This window comes from Actinoplanes subtropicus (genome assembly GCF_000721705.1).
Taxonomy (GTDB): Bacteria; Actinomycetota; Actinomycetes; order Mycobacteriales; family Micromonosporaceae; genus Actinoplanes; species Actinoplanes subtropicus.
Genome location: NZ_JOJL01000029.1, coordinates 1 through 19938 on the forward strand (window position 1 = coordinate 1; position 19938 = coordinate 19938).

Annotated in this window: 17 protein-coding genes and 1 pseudogene; 8 read left to right on the top strand and 10 right to left on the bottom strand. The window is 69.5% G+C overall.

The window, feature by feature from the left end; translation table 11 throughout:
• Positions 1-323 precede the first annotated feature (323 nt).
• Positions 324-458 (top strand): annotated as a pseudogene (locus IH26_RS64065) (hypothetical protein); the annotation flags it as partial.
• Between the two features lie 228 nt (positions 459-686).
• On the opposite strand, the gene IH26_RS56435 reads toward IH26_RS64065, so the two are convergent.
• The 6 genes from IH26_RS56435 to IH26_RS0136095 all read right to left on the bottom strand — a co-directional run bounded on the left by IH26_RS56435 (position 687) and on the right by IH26_RS0136095 (position 8123).
• Entirely contained in the window at positions 687-1832 is a 1146-nt protein-coding gene (locus tag IH26_RS56435) for a calcium-binding protein (RefSeq protein WP_084599374.1), read from the bottom strand.
• Positions 1833-1994: 162 nt separating this feature from the next.
• A complete protein-coding gene (locus IH26_RS0136075) occupies positions 1995-3269 on the bottom strand; it encodes a S8 family serine peptidase (RefSeq protein WP_051809170.1) in 1275 nt (424 codons plus the stop codon).
• Positions 3270-3419: 150 nt separating this feature from the next.
• Positions 3420-4166, bottom strand: coding sequence for a LytR/AlgR family response regulator transcription factor (locus IH26_RS0136080; RefSeq protein ID WP_030440759.1), 747 nt, complete (start codon positions 4164-4166; stop codon positions 3420-3422).
• Positions 4163-5356, bottom strand: a complete 1194-nt coding sequence (locus tag IH26_RS0136085; protein WP_030440760.1) for a sensor histidine kinase — start codon at positions 5354-5356, stop codon at positions 4163-4165. Before IH26_RS0136085 ends, IH26_RS0136080 begins: the two co-directional genes overlap by 4 nt.
• Before the next feature lie 135 nt (positions 5357-5491).
• On the bottom strand, positions 5492-7081 hold the full coding sequence (locus IH26_RS0136090; RefSeq protein ID WP_030440761.1) for a sugar transferase: 1590 nt from the start codon (positions 7079-7081) through the stop codon (positions 5492-5494).
• A gap of 181 nt (positions 7082-7262) precedes the next feature.
• Positions 7263-8123 carry an Fpg/Nei family DNA glycosylase gene (locus IH26_RS0136095; RefSeq protein ID WP_030440762.1) on the bottom strand — a complete coding sequence of 287 codons (861 nt, stop codon included), beginning with the start codon at positions 8121-8123 and terminating at the stop codon, positions 7263-7265.
• A gap of 25 nt (positions 8124-8148) precedes the next feature.
• Here IH26_RS0136095 and IH26_RS0136100 point away from each other — a divergent pair, with 25 nt between their 5' ends.
• Complete coding sequence (locus IH26_RS0136100) at positions 8149-9324, top strand: glycosyltransferase family 4 protein (protein ID WP_030440763.1); 1176 nt, start codon at positions 8149-8151, stop codon at positions 9322-9324.
• Between the two features lie 31 nt (positions 9325-9355).
• Positions 9356-10900, top strand: coding sequence for an arylsulfotransferase family protein (locus IH26_RS0136105; protein WP_245665818.1), 1545 nt, complete (start codon positions 9356-9358; stop codon positions 10898-10900).
• Here IH26_RS0136105 and IH26_RS0136110 read toward each other — a convergent pair.
• The 3 genes from IH26_RS0136110 to IH26_RS0136120 all read right to left on the bottom strand — a co-directional run bounded on the left by IH26_RS0136110 (position 10897) and on the right by IH26_RS0136120 (position 13473).
• The gene (locus IH26_RS0136110) at positions 10897-11622 is read right to left on the bottom strand and encodes a CDP-alcohol phosphatidyltransferase family protein (RefSeq protein WP_030440765.1); all 726 of its coding nucleotides are present in this window, start codon (positions 11620-11622) and stop codon (positions 10897-10899) included. The two genes, IH26_RS0136105 and IH26_RS0136110, sit on opposite strands and share 4 nt — an antisense overlap.
• A gap of 70 nt (positions 11623-11692) precedes the next feature.
• Positions 11693-12754 (bottom strand): iron-containing alcohol dehydrogenase family protein, encoded by a 1062-nt coding sequence (locus IH26_RS0136115; RefSeq protein ID WP_030440766.1) that lies wholly within the window; start codon positions 12752-12754, stop codon positions 11693-11695.
• Positions 12742-13473: a phosphocholine cytidylyltransferase family protein gene (locus tag IH26_RS0136120; protein WP_030440767.1), complete on the bottom strand. Its 732-nt coding sequence runs from the start codon at positions 13471-13473 to the stop codon at positions 12742-12744. Before IH26_RS0136120 ends, IH26_RS0136115 begins: the two co-directional genes overlap by 13 nt.
• A gap of 125 nt (positions 13474-13598) precedes the next feature.
• On the opposite strand from IH26_RS0136120, the gene IH26_RS0136125 reads away from it, so the two are divergent.
• The 3 genes from IH26_RS0136125 (at position 13599) to eccB (ending at position 17359) form a co-directional block, all read left to right on the top strand.
• Positions 13599-14708, top strand: a complete 1110-nt coding sequence (locus IH26_RS0136125; RefSeq protein WP_030440768.1) for an aminotransferase-like domain-containing protein — start codon at positions 13599-13601, stop codon at positions 14706-14708.
• A 101-nt stretch (positions 14709-14809) separates the two neighbouring features.
• Complete coding sequence (locus IH26_RS0136130; protein WP_030440769.1) at positions 14810-15931, top strand: magnesium and cobalt transport protein CorA; 1122 nt, start codon at positions 14810-14812, stop codon at positions 15929-15931.
• Positions 15932-15973: 42 nt separating this feature from the next.
• Positions 15974-17359 (top strand): type VII secretion protein EccB, encoded by a 1386-nt coding sequence (gene eccB / locus IH26_RS0136135; protein WP_030440770.1) that lies wholly within the window; start codon positions 15974-15976, stop codon positions 17357-17359.
• 57 nt (positions 17360-17416) lie between these two features.
• Here the strand turns inward: eccB and IH26_RS0136140 are convergent, their stop codons facing one another.
• Positions 17417-17971: a hypothetical protein gene (locus IH26_RS0136140; protein WP_030440771.1), complete on the bottom strand. Its 555-nt coding sequence runs from the start codon at positions 17969-17971 to the stop codon at positions 17417-17419.
• Between the two features lie 203 nt (positions 17972-18174).
• Here IH26_RS0136140 and IH26_RS0136145 point away from each other — a divergent pair, with 203 nt between their 5' ends.
• Positions 18175-18708: a peptidylprolyl isomerase gene (locus IH26_RS0136145; RefSeq protein ID WP_030440772.1), complete on the top strand. Its 534-nt coding sequence runs from the start codon at positions 18175-18177 to the stop codon at positions 18706-18708.
• 95 nt (positions 18709-18803) lie between these two features.
• Positions 18804-19715, top strand: coding sequence for a rhomboid family intramembrane serine protease (locus tag IH26_RS0136150; RefSeq protein ID WP_030440773.1), 912 nt, complete (start codon positions 18804-18806; stop codon positions 19713-19715).
• The last annotated feature ends 223 nt before the right edge of the window (positions 19716-19938 follow it).

Below are 19938 nucleotides of genomic sequence, written 5' to 3' on the forward strand. Positions count from 1 at the left end.
GCAAGAACACCAACGTACCCACACCAGCCGCTACCAGCACCAATACGACCTCGCGGCCTAACCAAGACCAAGAAAGTCACTCAGAGAGAAACGCACCCGTCGCTGGAAGCCATGACGCAGGCTCTAGCTGATCTCATCAGATAATGCAGTGCCTTTGAAGTGACACTGTGGCATCCCCGCCCGGGCGGCCCGTCCGGAGCGCGCGTCATCAGCGACACGCACCAGCGGCGGCCGGGCCTACCGCTCCTGGGGTGACCGCCGCAGGGACCGCACGCACCATGCGGCTATGACTGATTTCACCGACGACTACCAAAGTCCCGGCATTGCCAGCAACCCAGGTCGCCGAGTGGGCCGGTAACAGCGTCAACGTGCTGCTCAAGGTCTACGCCAAGTGCATCGAGGGGCAGGACGAAGCGGCACGGCGCCGCATCGCCGACGCCCTCGACGAGCGGGGCTAACTTCGCGGAAGCTCGTTGCCGCGTATTTGCCGCGGCGAGTGAGATCGAGTGGGCCGCTGTGAGACTCAGTGAGACTGACCGGTGATTGACGATGACCGCCGCTGGCCTTCGTTTGTCGAGGTCAGCGGCGGTTTTCGCTGTTCATCGATGGGCGGAGGGCGTGGGATTCGAACCCACGATGAGTTTCCCCGCAACGTCGTTCGGCCCGGTGGTTGGCCGGCAGCCGGCCTAGCGTTCGCAGTTGACCGTTGTGTCGGCGGCGCCCGGCTGGCATTCGTCGCCGGCCGTTCCGTTGGCGCCGCCGTCGAGCCGGTCGGCGACCTCGACCGTGTCCTGGCCGAAGATCAGGTCGTCTCCGTCGTCTCCGTACACCGAGTCGCGGCCCTCGTCCCCGCTGAGGACGTCGTCGCCGCCGAGGCCGTGGATGACGTCGTTGCCGTTGCCGCCGTTGATGCCGTTGGCCGCGGCGTTGCCGGTGAGGTGGTCGGCGCCGCTGCCGCCCACGATGTCCTCGACGTCCGCGCCGACGGTGTCGTGCTCTCCGGCCTGCCCGTCGTCGCCGGCGGCGCCGTCGAGGTCGACCGTGACGGGCTTGCTGTAGAAGCCGTAGCTGACCCCGTCCCGGCCAGGACCGCCGAGCATGACGTCCGCCGAGACGGTGCCGGTGTCGCGGGGGTCGTCGCCCTCGAGGTAGTCGTCGCCGGCGCCACCCTCGAGGCGGTCGCTGCCGTTGCCGCCCTTCAGGACGTCCGCGCCGGCGTCGCCGTACAGCTTGTCGTTGCCGTCCATACCTTGCAGGCCGTCGTCGCCGTTGCCGCCGTGCAGGGTGTCGTTGCCCCACGAGCCGACGAGAGAGTCGTTGTCGTCGCCGCCCCAGAGCGTGTCATCGCCGAGGTAGCCGTCGAGGTTGTCGTTGCCGGCCATGCCGAGCAGGGTGTCGTTGCCGTTCTCGCCCAGCAGGTGATCGGGCCCGCTGCCGCCGACCAGGGTGTCGTTGCCCATGCCACCCGCGGCGTACATGGCGAGGCCGGAGTCGTTCCGGAGGTAGTCATTGCCGTCGTTGAGGTAGGCGAAGACCGCCGTGGGCGCCTTCCTGGTGGTGCAGCGGACCTTGGTCCGGTCGCCCTTGACCGCGGCGCACCCCGGACCGGCCTTGATCGCCACGCGGTCGTCGACGGTGACGGTGTTGCCCGAGCGACTGATCACGACGTTGTTGACCTGGCCGTTGCCACCGTCATACCGCACCTTGGTGACGTCGTAGACCGACGCGACGCCGGTGGTGCCGGCCGCCGACGACGGCGCGGCCTGCCAGCCGACCGCGCTGGCGGCGAGCAGGATGACACCGACCCGGGCCGGCCAGGTCAAGCGAGACATGTAGATCCTCCGAGGCGCAAGTGCAGCCGGTCGTGCCGGACGAGGGGCCAGTAGACCTTGAAGTTGCGGATGGCGTTCTGCGGCCAGTTCTCGTCGTACCGGGCCGGCGCGACCTGGACGATCGAGGTCACGCCGGTCGAGTCGAAGCGGTACCGGTCGCCGTCACCCTCCGGCGGGAGCGTGCCCGTGGTGGCTCCAGGTGCCGCCGACCGCGGCGAACGCGTCCAGGAAGCCGTTGCCGTAGTAGGGGTCGACGCCGCGCGCACCCTCGTCGCGCGCGGTGGACTCCAACCGGCTGGCCACCTGCGCCGGCGTCAACGTCGGGTACTCCGTACGCACCAGCGCGGCCACGCCGGAGACGATCGGCGCGGCGAACGACGTACCGTCCCCGATCCAGTAGTTCCCGTCCGCGCCGGAGGAGACGATGCTGACGCCGGGGGCGGCCACGTCGACCCAGTCGCCCCAGGTGCTGAAGTCGGCGATGTTCCCGGCGACGTCGGTGGCGCCGACCGCCAGCGCCTCCGGGTAAGCGGCCGGATACTCCGGCGTGTTGTTGCCCCCGTTGCCGGCCGCGACCACGACCACCGCGCCCTTGCCGACGGCGTACTTGACCGCGTCGTGCAGGACGGTGTCGTCGTCCGGGCCGCCGAGGGACAGGTTGATGACCTTCGCGCCGTGGTCGGCGGCCCAGGTGATGCCCTTGGCGATGTCCGAGTCGTAGCCGCTGCCGGTCGAGTCCAGCACCTTGACCGGCATGACCCGCCCGGTCCAGGCCACGCCGGCGACCCCGAGGCCGTTGTTGGTGTTGGCGGCCGCGATGCCGGCGACCATCGAGCCGTGGCCGTTGTCGTCGCTGGCTGCGCCGGCGGCGATCGCCGCGTTGGTGATGACGTTGTAGCCGGCGACCGTACGGCCCTTGAGGTCCTCGTGGGCGCCGTTGACGCCGGTGTCGAGCACCGCGATCAGCTGCGTGGTGGAGCCCTTGGTGCGGTCCCACGCCTGCGGCAAATTGATCTTCTTGAGGTAGTCCTGGTCGCCGCTGGCGTAGCCGGGGTCGTTGGGCACGGCGGTGATGTGCCGCTGGTAGTCCAGCGTCGCCGAGCTGACCGTGGGGTCCTTGCGCAGCTGGCGCAGCGCCTCGGCCGCGTCGCCGGTCGTGTGGACCTTGACGAACCTGCTGCCCGCGACGAGGCCGAGGCTATGGGCGTTCCGCTTGCTCAGCGTCCGGTTGGTCGTGGTGGTGGAGAGACCGGCCTTGAACCGCACCAGCACGGTGTGCGGGTCGTACTTCGCGGCCGAGAGCCCGTGGGCCGACCCGGTGAACTTCTTGAAGGTGAGCCGCTTCGGCTGCGGCTGGGTGTCGGCGAACGCGACTTGAGTGGCGGGAACGAGCGCGACAATGGCGAGCGCTGCAACCGCATAGCGACGAAACGACATCAATCAGGCCCCGTGACTAAATGATCGAAAGAGGTGAGCCAAGGCAGTGTAGTGATGAAGTCAAGATCGCCGATACCGTACGTTCGGCCCGCCTGAGCCTGTGGATAACTCTGTGGAGAACCTGGTGAGGCTGTGGACAACCGTGTGGATTCAGCGGGTCCAGCCGTGCTTGGCCGCCCTGATCAGCTTGTCCTTGAGCTCCCGGGTGTGCCGCCGGCTGACCGGCAGCTCCACCCCGTCCACCGCCACCACGTAGCCCGAGCCCGTCAGCCGCAACTCGGCGATCAGCCTGATCTGCACCAGGTACGACCGGTGAATGCGAACAAAACCCGCATCCGCCCACCGATCCGCCAGCGTCGCCAGCGACACTCGTACGAGGTGGGAGGCATCGGCCGTGTGCAGCCGGGCGTAATCCCCCTGCGCCTCCACCCAGCGCACCGACGAGCGGGGCAGCATCCGGGTCGTTCCGGCCAGCTCGACCGGGATCGCCGGCTCGTCGGCCGGGCCGCCCGCCGGTGCCGCGACCGGGGAGAGCCGCGCGCCGGCCACCCGCCGCAGGGACTCGCCCAGCCGCTCGGCCCGGACCGGCTTGCGGACGTAGTCGGTCACCCCCAGGTCGAACGCGTCGACCGCGCCGTCGTCGTACGCGGTGACGAAGACGATCGCCGGCGGCCGGGCGAAACGCCGCAGGATGCGGGCCAGTTCCATGCCGTCCAGGCCGGGCATCCGGATGTCCAGGAAGACCGCGTCCACCTCGGTGTCCCGCAGGACGCGCAGGGCCTCGGTGGCATCGCCGGCGCGGTGCACGTGGGCCACCCGCCCGTCCGCGTTCAGCAGATAGGCCAGCTCGTCCAGGGCCGGCGGCTCGTCGTCGACCGCCAGCACGACCAGGCTCACGCCCGTACGCCCGGATGGAATTTGGGCACTCGCATGCTCACCTTCGTTCCCGCGCCGGGCGCGGTCTCCACCACCAGGCCGAAGTGATCGCCGAAGACCGAACGCAGCCGCTCGTCCACGTTGGTGAGGCCCACATGCTGCCCGTCGTCGGTCTCCGGCCGGCCGGGGGCGAAGACGGCCGGGTCCATCCCGACGCCGTCGTCCTCCACCGTGATGTGGCACTCGGCGCCCGCATCACGGGCCTCGATGCTCACCATACCGACGCCGGGCTTTCGGGAAAGACCATGCCGTACGGCGTTCTCGACCAGCGGTTGGAGGCACAGGAACGGCAGGCCCACCGGCAGCACCTCGGGGGCGATCTGCAGCCGCACCTGCAGGCGGTCGCCGAACCGGGCCCGCTCGATGGTCAGGTAGCGGTCGATCGAGCGCAGTTCCTCGGCGAGCGTGGTGAACTCGCCGTGCGCCCGGAACGAGTAGCGGGTGAACTCGGCGAACTCGAGGATCAGCTCGCGGGCCCGCTCGGGGTCGGTCCGCACGAAGGACGCGATCGCGGTCAGCGCGTTGTAGATGAAGTGCGGGCTGATCTGCGCCCGCAGCGCCCGCACCTCGGCCCGGGCCAGCCGTTCCCGGGAGGAGTCGAGCTCGGCCAGCGCGATCTGCGACCCGGCCCAGCGGGCGGCCTCGGCGGTGGCCTGGACGAGCCCGGGGGCCGGCTGGTCGTCGGCGATCGCGACCAGCGCCGCGGTGGCCCGGCCGTCCGGGCCGGCGAGCGGGACCACCACCGCGCCGCGCACCATGCAGTCGACCCGGTCGCAGGGCAGGTCGGCGGCCGCGAGCACGATCGACCGATGGCTGGTGAGCGCGCGCCGGCTGGCCGCGGTGAACTGGTCGCCGTGGTGGGTGCCGTGCCCGTCGAAGGCGAGGCTCTTGTTGCCGTCGTCGATGGTCATGCCGACCGCGCCGACCAGAGCCCGCAGGTGCCGGATGGCCTTGCCCGCGGTCGCGGCGGTGAGGCCCCCACGCAGCGGCTCGGCCGCGAGCGCCGCCGTGTGCAAGACGTCGTAGGTGGCCCGCTGCATGGCGGTGGCGATACCTCGGCGAGCCCGCAGCCGCACAACAGCCATCACCGCGGCGGCGAGAGCAGCAAGCACGGCGAGAACCGCCAGCGCGCTCCCCACTTGACCCGCCATGCGCAGATACTAGGGCCCCGTATTACTGGGGGCGCGGTATCACGGGGCGGCCCGCGATCGCCCCGCTGATGAGGAGTCAGCCCCGAAGGGGCGATCGCCCGCGGAGCGAAGCGGAGCCAGCCAGCTCAGCAGATACTAGTAAGCGCCCTTGCGCTTGAGGACCACCCAGATCGTCCGCCACAAGATCCCGAGGTCGTACGTCAGGGACCAGTTGTCGACGTAGTACAGGTCCAGCCGGACCGCCTCGTCCCAGGACAGGTCGGAGCGCCCGGAGACCTGCCACAATCCCGTCATGCCGGGCCGCACGAGCAGTCGCCGCCGGACGTCGCCCAGGTAGTCGCCGTCGTCGGCGGGCAGCGGGCGGGGGCCGACCAGCGACATCTCGCCCAGCAACACGTTGATCAGCTGGGGCAGTTCGTCCATCGAGGTGGCGCGCAGCTTGCTGCCGAAGGAGAAGATCCGGGGATCCTCCTTCATCTTGAACATCATGCCGTCGGACTCGTTGAGCTCCTCGAGCGTGGCCTTGCGCTCCTCGGCATCGACGTACATGGTCCGGAATTTCCACACCCGGAAGGTGCGGCCCTCGTGGCCGACCCGGGGCTGGCGGAAGAAGACCGGGCCGGGGTCGGAGATCCGGATGCCGATCGCGATGATCAGCAGGAGCGGGCTGAGGATCAGCAGGCCGAGGCCGGCCGCCACCCGGTCGAGCAGGTTTTTCGCCAGCCAGCCGGGGCCGGAGAGGGTCGGCTCCTCGACGTGCAGCAGCGGCAGGCCCTCGATCGGGCGGATGTGCACCCGCGGGCCGGCGATGTCGGTGAGCTGCGGCGCGACCACCAGGTCGACGCCGGTGCCCTCGAGCTGCCAGGCCAGCCGGCGCAGCTCACCGGGCTCGGCGCTGGCCGAGCCGCACACCGCGATCGTGTCGGCTCCGACCTCACGAACGAGCGAAAGGACGTCGCGGGCCGCGTACACCGGAACCGGGGTTTCGATGCCTCTCGCGGCGGCGAAGCCGTCGGTCAGGTGGATGGCGACGGGGATCAGGCCGGCCGCCGGGCTGCGGGTGACCGCGGTGTAGACCTCGAGCGCCTCGGGCAGCGTGCCGACCAGGATCATCCGGTGCGCGCCGTGGCCGGTGCGGCGGCGCGCGATGTGCAGCACCTGCCGGGCGATCACCCGATCGGCCAGCAGGAAGATCAGGGCGCTCAGCGACACCATGGCGACCGTGCCACGCGACAGCGTGGTCTGGGTGGCGAACGCGAGCAGCGACACGCAGGCCACGACGGTGACCGAGCAGCGCACGATCCGCTTGAACTCCTCGCTGCCCAGGCCCAGGTAGCGGCGGTCGTAGGTGCCGTTGGCCCACAGCAGGATCAGCCAGCCGACCGGGAGCACCACGTACGCGAAGAAGGAGAACAGCCCGGCGTCGTGCAGGAAGCCCCAGTCCTTGTGCTGGAACCCGGTCTTCGCCTTCTCCAGCACCGCCGCGGTGAGCCAGCTCGCCGCGAGGACGGCCAGCAGATCCAAAACGACCAGGATCATGGTGTACGGCCGGTGCCAGCGCGACAGGCGCTTGTGCGTCCGGTTCCAGGCTGAGCGGGGTACGCCGTTGCTCGGCGGCTGCTCCTGCTGCCACTCGAAGCTGTCGTACGGCACGGGTTTGCTCCGGCTGCTGTCGGTAACCGGGCGATGCAGGCTTGTCGTCACGTCGCCTACGTCCTCCCGCATCCGGAAAAGATTACGCACCGCCACGACCTTTCGGGTCCCGGCCACCGTGGCCGACCCCTCCTGTGCCGTTCAGGTTGCCCTGGGACCGGGCCACTATACCGATGGAAACCCGGTTAGCGAGCGTACGTCGTGCGGGCTACACCACTCCGAGTCGTCCGCACACACACCGTGACAAATGAGGCTATCGAATCAGCTTGGAGAGACGGCGGTCTGCCAGGGGTTTGCCACCCGTCTGACACGTAGCGCAATACTGCAGTGACTTGTCGGCGAAGGACACCTCACGCACGGTGTCTCCGCAGACCGGGCAAGGCAAACCGGTACGCGCGTGCACCCGCATGCCCGCCCTCTTCTCGCCCTTGAGCTCGGCCGCCTTCTGCCCCACCGAGCGGGCCACCGCGTCGGTCTCCACCTCGCGCATCGCCGTGTACAGCGCGTTCATCTGCTCATCCGTGATCTTCCCGGTGAGCGCGAAGGGCGACATCTTGGCCACATGCAGGATCTCGTCGGAGTACGCGTTGCCGATGCCGGCGAGCACCTCCTGATCGGTGAGCACGCCCTTGATCTGGCCGTTGCGGGAGCGGATGCGCTCGGCGAACTCGGCCTCGGTGACGGCCAGCGCATCCGGCCCAAGCCGGGACACGCCGGGCACCTCGGCCGGGTCACGGACCAGGTAGGCGGCCAGCGACTTCTGCGTACCGGCCTCGGTCAGGTCGAAACCGGAGCCGTCGTCGAGCCGCATCCGCAGGGCGATCGGGCCGCTGCCGGGCTTGAGCGGCGCCGGCGACTTGAACGAGTCGCGGTAGTGCAACCACCCGGCCCGGGCCAGGTGAACGACCAGGTGCAGGTCGTCGCCGAGGCCGATGTCCAGGAATTTGCCATGCCGGCCGGCGTCGCGGACCTTCATCCCGGCGACGGCGGAGGCGGGCGGGTCAAACGTCTTCAGCGCGCTGAAGGAGGAGACCTCCAGGCGCTCCACGGTGTGGCCGACCGCGCGCTCACGCAGATAGGCCGCGAGCGCCTCGACCTCGGGGAGTTCGGGCACGCCCTCAACGGTAGCGTTTCCCGGCGTGAAGGTGGTCGTCGCGCACAACCGCTATCGAGAGGCGATCCCCTCCGGGGAGAACGTCATCGTGGACACCGAGATCGCGCAGCTACGCGCGGCCGGTGTCGAGGTGCTGCCGTTCCAGCGCAGCTCGGATTCGATCGGGCAACTCCCGGCCGCGCAGAAGGTGCTGCTGCCGCTCTCGCCGATCTACGGCCGGGCCGCCCAGCAGGACCTGGCCCGGCTGCTCGCCGCCGAGCGCCCGGACGTGGTGCACCTGCACAACCCGTACCCGCTGCTGTCACCCTGGGTGATCCGGACGGCGCACGCGCACGGCGTCCCGGTGATCCAGACCGTGCACAACTACCGGCAGGTCTGCTCCTCCGGGCTGTACTTCCGGGACGGGCACAACTGCCAGGACTGCCGCGGCAGGCTGCTCGGCTGGCCGGCCGTTCAGCACAAGTGCTATCGCGGGTCGGCGGCGCAGAGCGCGCTGATGGCCACCACGCTGGCGGTGCACCGGCCGACCTGGCACTCGGTCGACCGGTTCGTGGCGCTGACCGACCGGATAGCGGCGCACCTGCGCGACTACGGCATCCCGGAGGACCGGATCGTGGTGAAGCCGAACGGCCTGCCCGATCCGGGCGAGCCCACGGCGATCGGCGAGGGTTTCCTGTACGCCGCCCGGCTCTCCCCGGAGAAGGGGCTGGCCCTGCTGCTCGACGCCTGGCAACGGCACCCGGACGGCTCGCTCGGCCCGCTCCGGATCGCCGGCGACGGCGAGTTGCGGCCGCTCGCCGAGAGGGCCGCGGCCGACCGCTCGGATGTCACCTATCTCGGCGTGCTCGATCGCGCCGGGGTGGACGAGGCACGGCGCGCGTCGGCGGTCGTGCTGGCCACCTCGACCTGGAACGACGTGCTGCCCACGGTGATCCTCGAGGCGATGGCGAACGGCCGGCCCGTGCTGGGTACCGCGGTCGGCGGGATCCCGTATTTGGTCGGGGACGAGGCGGGCTGGCTGGTCGAACCGGAGCCGGCGGCCCTGGCCGCGGCGCTGCCGGTCGCCCGGGACGAGGCCGCGGCGCGTGCCCCGTCCGCCCGAAGGCGCTATTTACGCGATTTCCACCCCGACGTGCTCACCGAGCGGTTACTTGAGATTTACCGGGGAATCACAGCGAACTCTGATCATACGCCCAGGTAGATCTTGAGCGGCGTGGGGAATGGTGGGGCCCGTGACCGAATCAACCCGCGTCTCCCGACGAAAACTGCTGCTCGGCGTGGGTGGCGCCGCCGCGATCGGGGTGGCCGGCGGTGGGCTTGGCTACGCGCTCGGCCACCAGGACACCGACCAGACCGACAAAACCGATAAGTCAGTCGGGGCGACCGAGGCCGCCCAGGCCGGCCCGCCGAAATACCGCTCCCGCCCCGACCTGCGCACCCTGCCGGACGTCACGATCACGACGGCGGCGAACGGAACGGTGCCCGGCTACATCTGCCTGACCCCGGCCGCGGGCAGCGGGCTGTGGGGGCCGCTCATGGTCGACGAGAAGGGCTCGCCGGTCTGGTTCAAAAAGGTGCCCGACCCGGCCACCGTGGCGATCGACTTCAAGGTCCAGCAGTACCGGAACAAGCCCGTGCTGACCTGGTGGGAGGGGACCATCGGGGGCACCGGCGGGCAGGGCGTGGGCCAGGGCGAGTTCGTGATCGCCGACCAGTCGTACCGGGAGATCACTCGGGTACGGGCGGCCGGCACCGACCAGGCCGACCAGCACGACTTCGTGATCACGCCGCGGAACACGGCGCTGTTCTGGGTGTACGAGCCGCTGCCGTGGGACCTGACCGCCCTGGGCGGCCCGAAGGACGGCGTGCTGCACGACGGCGTGATCCAGGAGGTCGACATCGCCACCGGCAAGCTGCTGTTCCAGTGGCGCGCGCACGAGCATGTCGGCCTCGACGAGTCGTACGCTCCGCTGCCCCAGGGCGACTCGGCCCACCTGCCGTACGACTTCTTCCACGCCAACTCGGTCGGGCTCGCCGCGGACGGCAACGTGATCGCCTCGTCCCGGCACACCTGGACCACGTACAAGATCAATCACAGCACCGGCAAGGTCATGTGGCGGCTGGGCGGCAAGAAATCCGACTTCACCATCGAGGACAAGGCGAAGTTCGCCTGGCAGCACGACTTCCGGCAGCGGCGGGACGGCACGTACAGCGTCTTCGACAACGGCAACGGCGTCACCAAGGTGCACGACTACTCGCGCGGCCTGGTGATGAAGCTGGACGAGGCGGCCCGCACGGCGAAGTTCGTGGCCGAGTACGTCCACCCGGACAAGCTGTCGGCGCCGACCCAGGGCTGCTTCCGGGAACTGGCCGACGGCGGCGCGTTCATCGGCTGGGGACAGATGCCCTACTTCACCGAGCACAACGCGGACGGCACCGTCCGCCTCGCCGGCCACCTGCCGCTGGACAACCAGTCGTACCGCGCCTACAAGGTCGACTGGACCGGCCTGCCGCTCGACCAGCCGGCCCTCGGCCTGCGCGTGGAGAACGGCAACGTCATCGTCAGCGCCAGCTGGAACGGCACCACGAAGGTGACCAAGTGGCGAGCCCGCTCCGGCACCCAGCCCGGCGCTCTGGCCGGCACGATCGAGGCCCCGCGCTCCGGCTTCGAAACCACGCTGACCATCCAGGGCACCCCCGAGTACGTGGTCGCCGAGGCCCTCGACCCGACCGGCACCGTCCTGGGCGTCTCCTCCGCCATCCCGGTCCGGGTCTAACCCCGCAGGGCCTGGCGGGCCGAGAACACCACGCTGGCGGCGAGGAAGGCGGCGTTCACCAGGGTGAACAGGCCCACAAACCAGATTGTCCACTGTGGGGCGACGGTCAGCACGACTCCGGCCAGGGCGATCACGGCGCCGTAGTCGCGGACGAGCTTGACCAGGCGGACGGGCAGGGAGCGGCTGCTCACCATGCTGGCCGCCTGCTCGCCGCCCTGCATGACTGAAGTCACCAGGTTGACCATCCAGGTGCCGGCGAACGCCGCCAGCAGCCACGCCGGGGTGTCCGACACCTGTGCCTTCGCCGTTGCGGCCAGCGCCGAGACCAGCGAGATCTGCACCGCCACGTCGCACAGCACATCGAGGCGGCCGCCGGCCGCGCTCGCCTGGTGGGTGACCCGGGCCAGCTGCCCGTCGGAGCAGTCGAACGCGTACGCCAACTGCCAGCCGATCAGCGCGAGCAGTCCGATCGGCCAGGCCCAGACGTGGCCGCCCGCCACCGGAGCGGCCGTCGCGATCACCACGAACGAGACCAGGCAACCGAGGCCCAGGTTGAACACCGTCAGCACCGAGGGCGCCAACCCCCTTTTGTGCGCCTGCACCGCTATCCGGGCACCAATCCGCTGGCTGATCGCCTCGCTGTACAGACCGCCCCCGCGATTCACGGCGTAATAGTCGGCCGCGGTCGGCGTACCCGCAAGGTCTGCGGAACCATTCGGAATGCCGGCGGACGCCGACGGATCGGGCCCACGACCCTGCTCGGGCGCGGGTTTTGCCTGGCCTTGGCCAGGGTCAGTGGTCTTCGAGGGCTTGGGCATACTCGGCCAGCTTCCGGCTGATCTCGTCGTGCGTCATCGCGAGGTGTTCGAGGATCGTGTAGCGGTCGGGGCGCGTGCGCGGGGCGAACGCGACGGCCTCGACGAACTGCTCGTCGTTCAGCCCGACGTCCTGGGGGAGGCGCGGCAACTGGTGCCGGCCCAGGCAGTCGGACATCTGGGTGAAGCGGCGCTCGTCGCCGCGCAGGAACGTGCAGAACAGGGCGCCCAGCCCGGCCAGCTCACCGTGCGAGCCGGTGCCCGGGAAGAGCGCGTCGACGGCGTGCATGATCTCGTGGCAGCCGCCGCTGGCCGGCCGGCTGCTGCCGCAGACCGCCATGGCCAGGCCGCTGGAGATCAGCGCCTCGGCGAGCACGGTGACGAACGCGTCGTCGCTCATGTCGCCCGGCATGGTCAGAATCGCCTCGGCGCCCATCCGGGCCAGCGACGCGGCCAGGCCGTCGACCGGCTCGCCGCGCATCTCGCGGGCCAGTTCCCAGTCGGCGAGCGCGCTGATGTTGCTGATCACGTCGCCGACGCCGCCGCGGTTGACCCGGTCCGGCCCGGTCTCCACGAAGTCCAGGTCGACGATGACGCCGAACGGGATGTGGACGCCGTACGAGCCCTTGATCCCGTCGTTGACCAGGCTGGCCACCGGGGAGCCGATGCCGTCGTTGGCGAGGCTGGTGGCCACCGAGATCATCGGCAGGCCCCAGCGGTTGGCCGCGTACTTCGCCGTGTCGATCGTGGTGCCGCCGCCGATGCCGACGACCGCGTCGTAGTTGCGGGCGCGCAGCTTCGCGGCGAGTTCGAGCGCCGCGTCGAGGGTGCCGCCGGCGGTGGTGTAGATGTCGGCCGAGCCGAGATTCGGACGGATGAGGTTGACCACCCGTTCACCCAGGCCCGGGCCGACCACGACCGCGACGTCGCCACCCGCGGAGATCCGGCCGTCGGAGAGGATCCGCGCGAGGTCGGCGACCGCGCCGCGGCGGACCTCCAAGTGCAGCGGCGTCTGGATGGTGCGGGCTAGTAGCGGCATGCGATGTCCCGCGCCCTTGCCAGGTCCTCGTGGTTGTCGACCTCGACCCAGCTGACCTCGCCGATCGTGACCCCGCGGACCTCGCCACCGCGGTCCGCGTACTCCTGGAAGCCGTCCTCGTAGTAGCGGTTCGGGTCGAGCTCCCAGGTGGCCTTGAGGGCGTCGGCCAGCCCGCCGGCCGTCGACGGCTCGATGATGGTGGCCCCGATGTACTCGCCGGACGCCGCCGACGGGTCCATCAGCTTCGTGATCCTGGTCAGCTGTCCTTCGGCGTTGAAGACAGTCTTCATCTCCTCGTCGGCCAACTTCTTCCGGTCGTCGATGGCGAGCAGGACGGCCGGACCACGATTCGCCAGGAGGGTGTGCTCCACGCTCACGGGATGCACCGTGTCGCCATTGACCATCAATGCGCCCCGCGCGAAGTGGTCACGGGCGAGCCAGAGGGAGTAGGCGTTGTTCCATTCCTCGGCCTTGTCGTTGTGCACCAGGCTGATCTTTACGCCGTATTTCTCCTGGAAGGCCGGGACACGCTCCTCGACCGCGTCGGCGCGATAGCCCACCACGATCGTCACCTCGGAGAGTCCGGCCGCGGCGAGGTTGCGCAGCGAAATGTCCATGATCGTGGCGTCACCGTCCACCGTGACGAGCGCCTTGGGCAGGGCGTCCGTGTAGGGACGCAGCCTGCGGCCGGCGCCGGCCGCGAGAACGAGTCCGATCATGAAACAACTCCTTAACGACGGGTTACGCGAAGCTGTGACTGCGAGGATAACCATCGGTATCTCAACGTCCGGATCCGGCCGAGGCAGCGGAAAATGCGCTGGAGACTGCTCGTAAGCTGTTGGGCATGACCGCTGAGCAGCTGATCTCCTTCGCCCGTGGCGCTCCGTCGCTGGACATCATCGACGTCGAGGGCCTCAAGGCCGCCGCCGCGCGAGCCTTCGACGCCGACCCCGCCGGCATGACCGCCTATGGCACGTCCGTCGGGTATGTCCCGCTGCGCAAGTGGATCGCGGAGAAGCACGGCGTCTCGGCCGACCAGGTCATCGTGACGAACGGGTCGCTGCAGGCCGACGCCTTCCTGTTCAACCACCTGGTCCAGCCGGGCGACACGGTGATCGTCGAGAAGCCGACCTACGATCGTACGCTGCTCAGCCTGCAGAACCTCGGCGCCAAGGTGCACCAGGTGACGCTCCGTGAGGACGGTATCGACACCGACGAGCTGCGCGCGCTGCTGGAGTCCGGCGTACGCCCCAAGCTCGCGCACATCATCCCGAACTATCAGAACCCGGCCGGCATCACGCTCTCCGAGCAGAAGCGGCGCGACCTGCTCGCCCTCGCGGTCGAGTACGGCTTCACCATCTTCGAGGACGACCCGTATGTGGACATCCGGTTCCGCGGCGACGCCCTGCCCTCGATGCTGTCGATGGCTGCATCGTCAGACGAGGTGAAGAACGCGGTGGTGCACGCGTCGAGCTTCACCAAGACGGTGTGCCCCGGCGTCCGCGTCGGCTACCTGGTCGGCCCGGCCGCGCTGATCGACGCGATCGCCAAGAAGGCCACCAACCTATACATCTCGCCCGGCATGGTGTCCGAGGCGATCGTGCACCAGTTCTGCGTCTCGGGCGACATCGAGCGGTCCGTCCGTACGGTCAGCACCGCCCTCGCCGAGCGCGCCTCGGTTCTCGCCGACTCGCTGCGCAAGCACATCCCCGGCGCGACCTTCACCGAGCCGGACGGCGGCTACTTCCTCTGGGTCGACCTGCCCGAGGAGGTGGACGTGGACAAGCTCTTCCCGGCCGCGATGAAGAAGGGCGTCGCTATCGTCAAGGGGACGGACTTCCTGCTCGACGGCGGGAAGAGCTCAGTTCGCCTGGCGTTCTCGGCGGTCACGGTGGACCAGATCGACGAGGGTGTCCGGCGCCTGGCCGCGGCCATCGACGAGGTCCGGGCCTAGGTTGTCCGGCCGGCCGGGCGGGATCGGGTGATCCCGCCCGGCTCGCGCCTGACGGTGAGCTAGCCTCTGCGGGCCCGGTCATGCGGTTTGGGGAGGTCAAGATGAGCGAGCGTGAGCCCGGCACGAGCCGGCCGAAGCCGCTGCAGCGTGCCTTTGCCGTTCCGGTGCGGGCCATGAACCGCTTCCGCGGGACGACCGGCGAGGTGCCCGACGGCGCCAACCGCCGGCGCACCGCGAGTGCGGTGGTCGACTGCGGGGTGTATGTGGCCGGCAAGCGCCTGGCCGGCTACTTCACGCCGGACGAGGCGCTGCGGGAGGCCTGCTCGCACGAGGACGGCTTCGTCTGGCTCGGCCTGCACGAGCCCGGCGAGGAGGAGATGACCGAGATCGCGCAGACGTACGGGCTGCACGAACTCGCCGTCGAGGACGCGGTCAAGGCCGAGCAGCGCCCCAAGCTGGAGAATTTCGGCACCGTGCACTTCCTGGTCATGCGCACCGCCCGGTACGTGCCGCACCACGAGATCACCGAGACGTCCCAGGTGGTCGAGACCGGGCAAATGATGATCTTCGTGGGCGAGCAGTTCGTGATCACGGTCCGGCACGGCGACGCCTCCGAGCTCGGTTCGGTGCGCGCCGACCTGGAGACCGCCCGGGCCGCGCTGCTCGAGCAGGGGCCGTGGGCGGTGGCGTACGCGGTGACCGACCGAGTGGTCGACCACTACATCACGGTCGCCGACCAGGTCGAGGCCGATCTCGACATCATCGAGGAGGGCGTCTTCTCTCGCGGCGCGGGCAGCCCGATTCAGGCCATCTATCAGATGAAGCGGGAACTGGTGGAGTTCCGCCGGGCGGTAGTGCCGCTGCAACGCCCGCTGGCGACGCTCGTCGCGCTGGTGCCCAAGCGGATCGGCAAGTACTTCCGCGACGTTCAGGACCATTTGACGCGCACGGTCGAGCAGGTCTCCTCCTTCGACGACCTGCTCAACTCGATCCTGCAGGCGCGGCTGGCCCAGGTGTCGGTCGACCAGAACAACGACATGCGCAAGATCGCCGCCTGGGCCGGTATCGCCACGGTCTGGACCGCGGCGGCCGGTGTGTACGGTATGAATTTTAAGCATATGCCGGAATTGAAATGGCTGTATAGCTATCCGGCCTGGTGGGCAATCAGCCTGCTGGCGTCCTACCTGCTGTACCGGGCGTTCCGCCGGAACGGCTGGCTTTAGGGGGTCCCCCCAGCCATCGACGCGGACCCCTAGAGTGACAGCGTGCCGTCGCGTCAGGACCAGCTCCACTCGTACCAGTACTCGCTGCAGCGGGTAGTGGCCGCGCTGGTCACGCACGACCCCGACCCGTCGAAGTCGCCGCTGCGCCGGGCCGGCATGACGGCCCTGGTCAGCCTGCTGATCGCCAGCCTCGCCGTGCTCGGCGCCACGATCTACGGCGTCCTGACCGGGCAGAGCAGCGCCAACGCCACCGACCCGTCGGTCGTGTTCCAGGAGAAGGGCACCGGCGCCCGGTTCGTCTACCTCGACGGCAAGTTGCACCCGGTGCTGAATTACACCTCCGGCCTGCTGTTGGCCACCGCGGATGCCCCCGAGTTGGAAAGCATCTCGTCGGACAAGCTGGCCGCCGTCGAGCTCGGCGCCACCCTGGGCATCCCGAACGCGCCCGACTCGCTGCCGGCCAAGGGCTCGCTGCTCACCGAGCGCTGGTCGGTGTGCACCGGCGGCGACGCGGGCGCGCCGCGCAGCACCCTGCTGATCGGCGACAAGCTCACCGACGGCACGGTGGCCGCCAAGGCCGGCGAGGCCCTGCTGATCCGCGACCCGGACCACGCCTGGCTGGTCTACGACAACCAGCGACACATGATCCCCGACGACCGTCTGAACGCGACGCTGAGCGTGCTCGGCTGGGCCGGCAAGGAGCCATGGCCGATCGCGACCGCGTTCGAGAACACGATCCCGGTCGGCAAGGAGCTGGTCGGGCCGGCCCTGCCGCCGAACAGGGGCGCCGACTCGAACATCAACGGCTTCAAGGTCGGTGACATCGTGACCGACTCGGGCCAGCAGTTCGGGATGATCCGTACCGATGACATGGCCATCATCACCCCGATGCAGGCCAAGCTGCTGCAGGCCTTGCCCGACGTCAACCAGCCGAAGACGATCGGCAACAAGTTCGCCCAGATCAACCAGTCCAAGAATGCCCTCAGCGACGAGAACAAGCCGAACGCATTGCCGTACAACGTGCCCAAGCTGCACGACGGCACCCCGTCCCGGGCCTGCATGACGCTCCCGATCGACCCGAACGGCCGGGACGGCCTGCGGATCGACCCGACTGTGCCGAACGGCACCCAGGTCCCGGCGGGCCCGGACACCCCGGCGAGTGTCGAGATCGCCGATTTCGTACACATCGCGCGAGGAAAGGGCGTCCTCGCGTCGCTCTCCCCCTCGCCGAACGCGCCGGCCGACAGCAGCACGGTCGTGCTGATCACCGACACCGGCCGCGGCTATCCGCTGGCGAACCGATCGTTGATCACCAAGCTCGGGTATGCCGGAGCCAAGCTCCCGCAGATCCCGTCCCAGCTGGTCTCGATGGTGCCGCGCGGCCCGTCGCTCGACCCGGCCGCCGCCCGCCAGGCCGTCGCACCGTAGGCACACCGCCGGGCGGGTCGCCGTTGCCGGCGCCCGCCCTGAACGGTATGGGGCCTGCTACCGAGGGGTTTGCTGAGCCGCGTCCGGCAACGTGCCGTTCGGCGTGGTGTACGAGGAGGGCTCGGCCGGCTCGAAGGCCGCGTCGTCCGCGCCGCCGACCTGCGACGACCCGATCGGGGTGGCCGGGTCGTACTCGTCCCACTGGCCGGCCTTGCGGCGCCGGGCCAGGTACGCCGCGCCGACACCGACTGCCGTGCCGATCAGCGCATAACCCATCAGCCGCGAACCACGGCGCTTGTCGGCCCGGCGCTCGGCCTTCTTGCGCAGCTGATTCGCGTACTTCTTGTTCTGCTTCGCGGCTTTTTTCGCCTGCCGCTTGCTCATCTTGCCCGCGTGCCGGACGTTGTCCGTCGCGGCGTTGACCAGCGGAGTCAGCGTCGCGAGGGCGCTGTCCCAGCCGCTGGACGCGGCGTCCTTGGCCTTCGCCGCGGCCGGCTGCACCTTGTCGACCGCGGTCTGCAGCTTCGGCCCGACCGTCGCGCTGGTCTCCTGAGCCGCGATCGACGCCGCGCGCTTGAAGTGGTCAACGCTCTGGCCGAGCTCGTTCTTCATCCGCCGGCTTCGGCTCCTGCGGCGCATCGTTGCGAACACCAGTGCCCACCTCCTGTGGTTCTCTCCCACGTCATGGTGCCCTTAACTGGTACCCCGTCGTGGGGGTATCAGACACATAGGGGAGGATCCGAACTACAAACCGAACTGTCCCATCGCCCCTACGAGGTACGCCAGGGGCGAACGCGACACAGACAGGAGTACCCGTGGCCGAGAAGCTTTTCGCCACCCTGCACACCAACCACGGCCCGATCCGGCTGCAGCTCTTCCCGGATCACGCCCCGGCGACCGTGCGCAACTTCGTGGAGCTCGCGGAGGGCAGCAAGGACTACGTCGACCCGCGCACCGGGCAGCAGGGCAAGGGCACGCCCTACTACGACGGCACCATCTCGCACCGGGTCATCGCCGGCTTCATGATCCAGCTGGGCGACCCGACCGGCACCGGCCGCGGCGGCCCGGGCTTCAAGTTCGGCGACGAGTTCCACCCGGCGCTGCAGTTCGACCGGCCGTACCTGCTCGCCATGGCGAACGCCGGCCCGGGTACGAACGGCTCGCAGTTCTTCATCACGGTCGCCCCGACCCCCCACCTCAACCGGCGGCACACCATCTTCGGCCAGGTCGCCGACGAGGCGTCGGCCAAGGTCGTCGACTCGATCGCGACCACCAAGACCGGCCCCGGCGACCGCCCGGTCGAGGACGTGGTGGTCGAGCGCGTGGAAATCGAGCGGGTGAACGACTGAGGGTTGTTCGCGACCTACCCGGACAAACGCACGGCGTAAGTCATGCAAGTGGTCTCCACCGTCGCGAACAATCCTCACCGACGTACGGTTAATGCATGAGTGAGGCTCCCTCGACGGCACCGGTCTGCTATCGGCATCCGTCGCGGGAGACCTACATCCGCTGCACCCGGTGCGAGCGGCCGATCTGCCCCGACTGCATGAACGAGGCGGCGGTCGGCCACCAATGCCCGGAATGTGTCGCGGAGGGCCGGCGCAGCCAGCGGCCGGCGCGGACCGCCTTCGGGGGGAGCCGCGCCGGTCAGTCCGGCCTGGCGACCCGCTCGCTGATCGCCCTCAACGTCATCGTGTTCGTCATCTCGGCGATCTCCGGCGGCGCCAAGGCACTGGGCGGTTCCGGCGGGTGGTTCGGCATGCTGGGCTCCGCCACGCCGGTCACCCAGTGGGGCGAGGTGCTCGGCTACGCGCCGTACACCCTGGGCGGCCCGGTGCACGGCATCGCCGCCGGCGAGTGGTACCGGCTCGGCACCGCGATGTTCCTGCACTACGGCGTGCTGCACATCCTGCTCAACATGTGGGTGCTCTGGCAGCTGGGCCGCTATCTGGAGGCCCGGCTCGGCCCGGCGCGCTTCGTGGCGCTCTATCTGCTGGCCGGCCTGGGCGGCAACGTGGCGGCCTACCTCTTCACCCCGGCCAACCAGGGCGCGGCCGGCGCCTCGACCGCGATCTTCGGCCTGTTCGCCGCGATCATCATCGTGAACCGGCGCCTCAAGCTGGACATCAGCGCCCTGATCCCGCTCCTGGTGGTCAACCTGCTCTTCACCTTCACGGTGCCGAACATCTCCGTGGCAGGCCATCTGGGCGGCTTGGTGGTGGGCGGCGTGGTGGGCCTCATCCTGGCGTACGCCCCATCGGCCCGGCGAACACAGTTCCAGGTGGCGGGCTGCGCCATAGTCCTGGTCCTGCTCGTTGTCGCGTCCGTTCTCCGGACCATGTCCCTGCTCGGCTGACCAGGCGGCGTAATGAAATTGGTTCTGAAGCACTCGCATTTGCGGCAAGACTGGCCAAAAGCTTCAGATCCACACAGATCCACGTAGCGGAAAATCCGCCTTCGCCCGATATATCGCCGGCGAACTGGCACCCCGACCACATCAGACGGTCAACCGGCTGGCGTCACTAGTCCGTTCGGCCGTCTTCTCCTGGCGTTCCGCCGATGTACGCGCGCGAGGGATC

What these genes read in the sequence shown, in the direction of transcription:
- IH26_RS0136090 (WP_030440761.1), bottom strand. Translation starts at nt 7,081, where the DNA reads ATGCGGGAGGACGTAGGCGACGTGACGACAAGCCTGCATCGCCCGGTT.
- IH26_RS0136130 (WP_030440769.1), top strand. Translation starts at nt 14,810, where the DNA reads ATGAGCGAGCGTGAGCCCGGCACGAGCCGGCCGAAGCCGCTGCAGCGT.
- IH26_RS56435 (WP_084599374.1), bottom strand. Translation starts at nt 1,832, where the DNA reads ATGTCTCGCTTGACCTGGCCGGCCCGGGTCGGTGTCATCCTGCTCGCC.
- IH26_RS0136085 (WP_030440760.1), bottom strand. Translation starts at nt 5,356, where the DNA reads ATGGCGGGTCAAGTGGGGAGCGCGCTGGCGGTTCTCGCCGTGCTTGCT.
- IH26_RS0136075 (WP_051809170.1), bottom strand. Translation starts at nt 3,269, where the DNA reads ATGTCGTTTCGTCGCTATGCGGTTGCAGCGCTCGCCATTGTCGCGCTC.
- IH26_RS0136115 (WP_030440766.1), bottom strand. Translation starts at nt 12,754, where the DNA reads ATGCCGCTACTAGCCCGCACCATCCAGACGCCGCTGCACTTGGAGGTC.
- IH26_RS0136125 (WP_030440768.1), top strand. Translation starts at nt 13,599, where the DNA reads ATGACCGCTGAGCAGCTGATCTCCTTCGCCCGTGGCGCTCCGTCGCTG.
- IH26_RS0136150 (WP_030440773.1), top strand. Translation starts at nt 18,804, where the DNA reads ATGAGTGAGGCTCCCTCGACGGCACCGGTCTGCTATCGGCATCCGTCG.
- IH26_RS0136120 (WP_030440767.1), bottom strand. Translation starts at nt 13,473, where the DNA reads ATGATCGGACTCGTTCTCGCGGCCGGCGCCGGCCGCAGGCTGCGTCCC.
- IH26_RS0136140 (WP_030440771.1), bottom strand. Translation starts at nt 17,971, where the DNA reads ATGAAGAACGAGCTCGGCCAGAGCGTTGACCACTTCAAGCGCGCGGCG.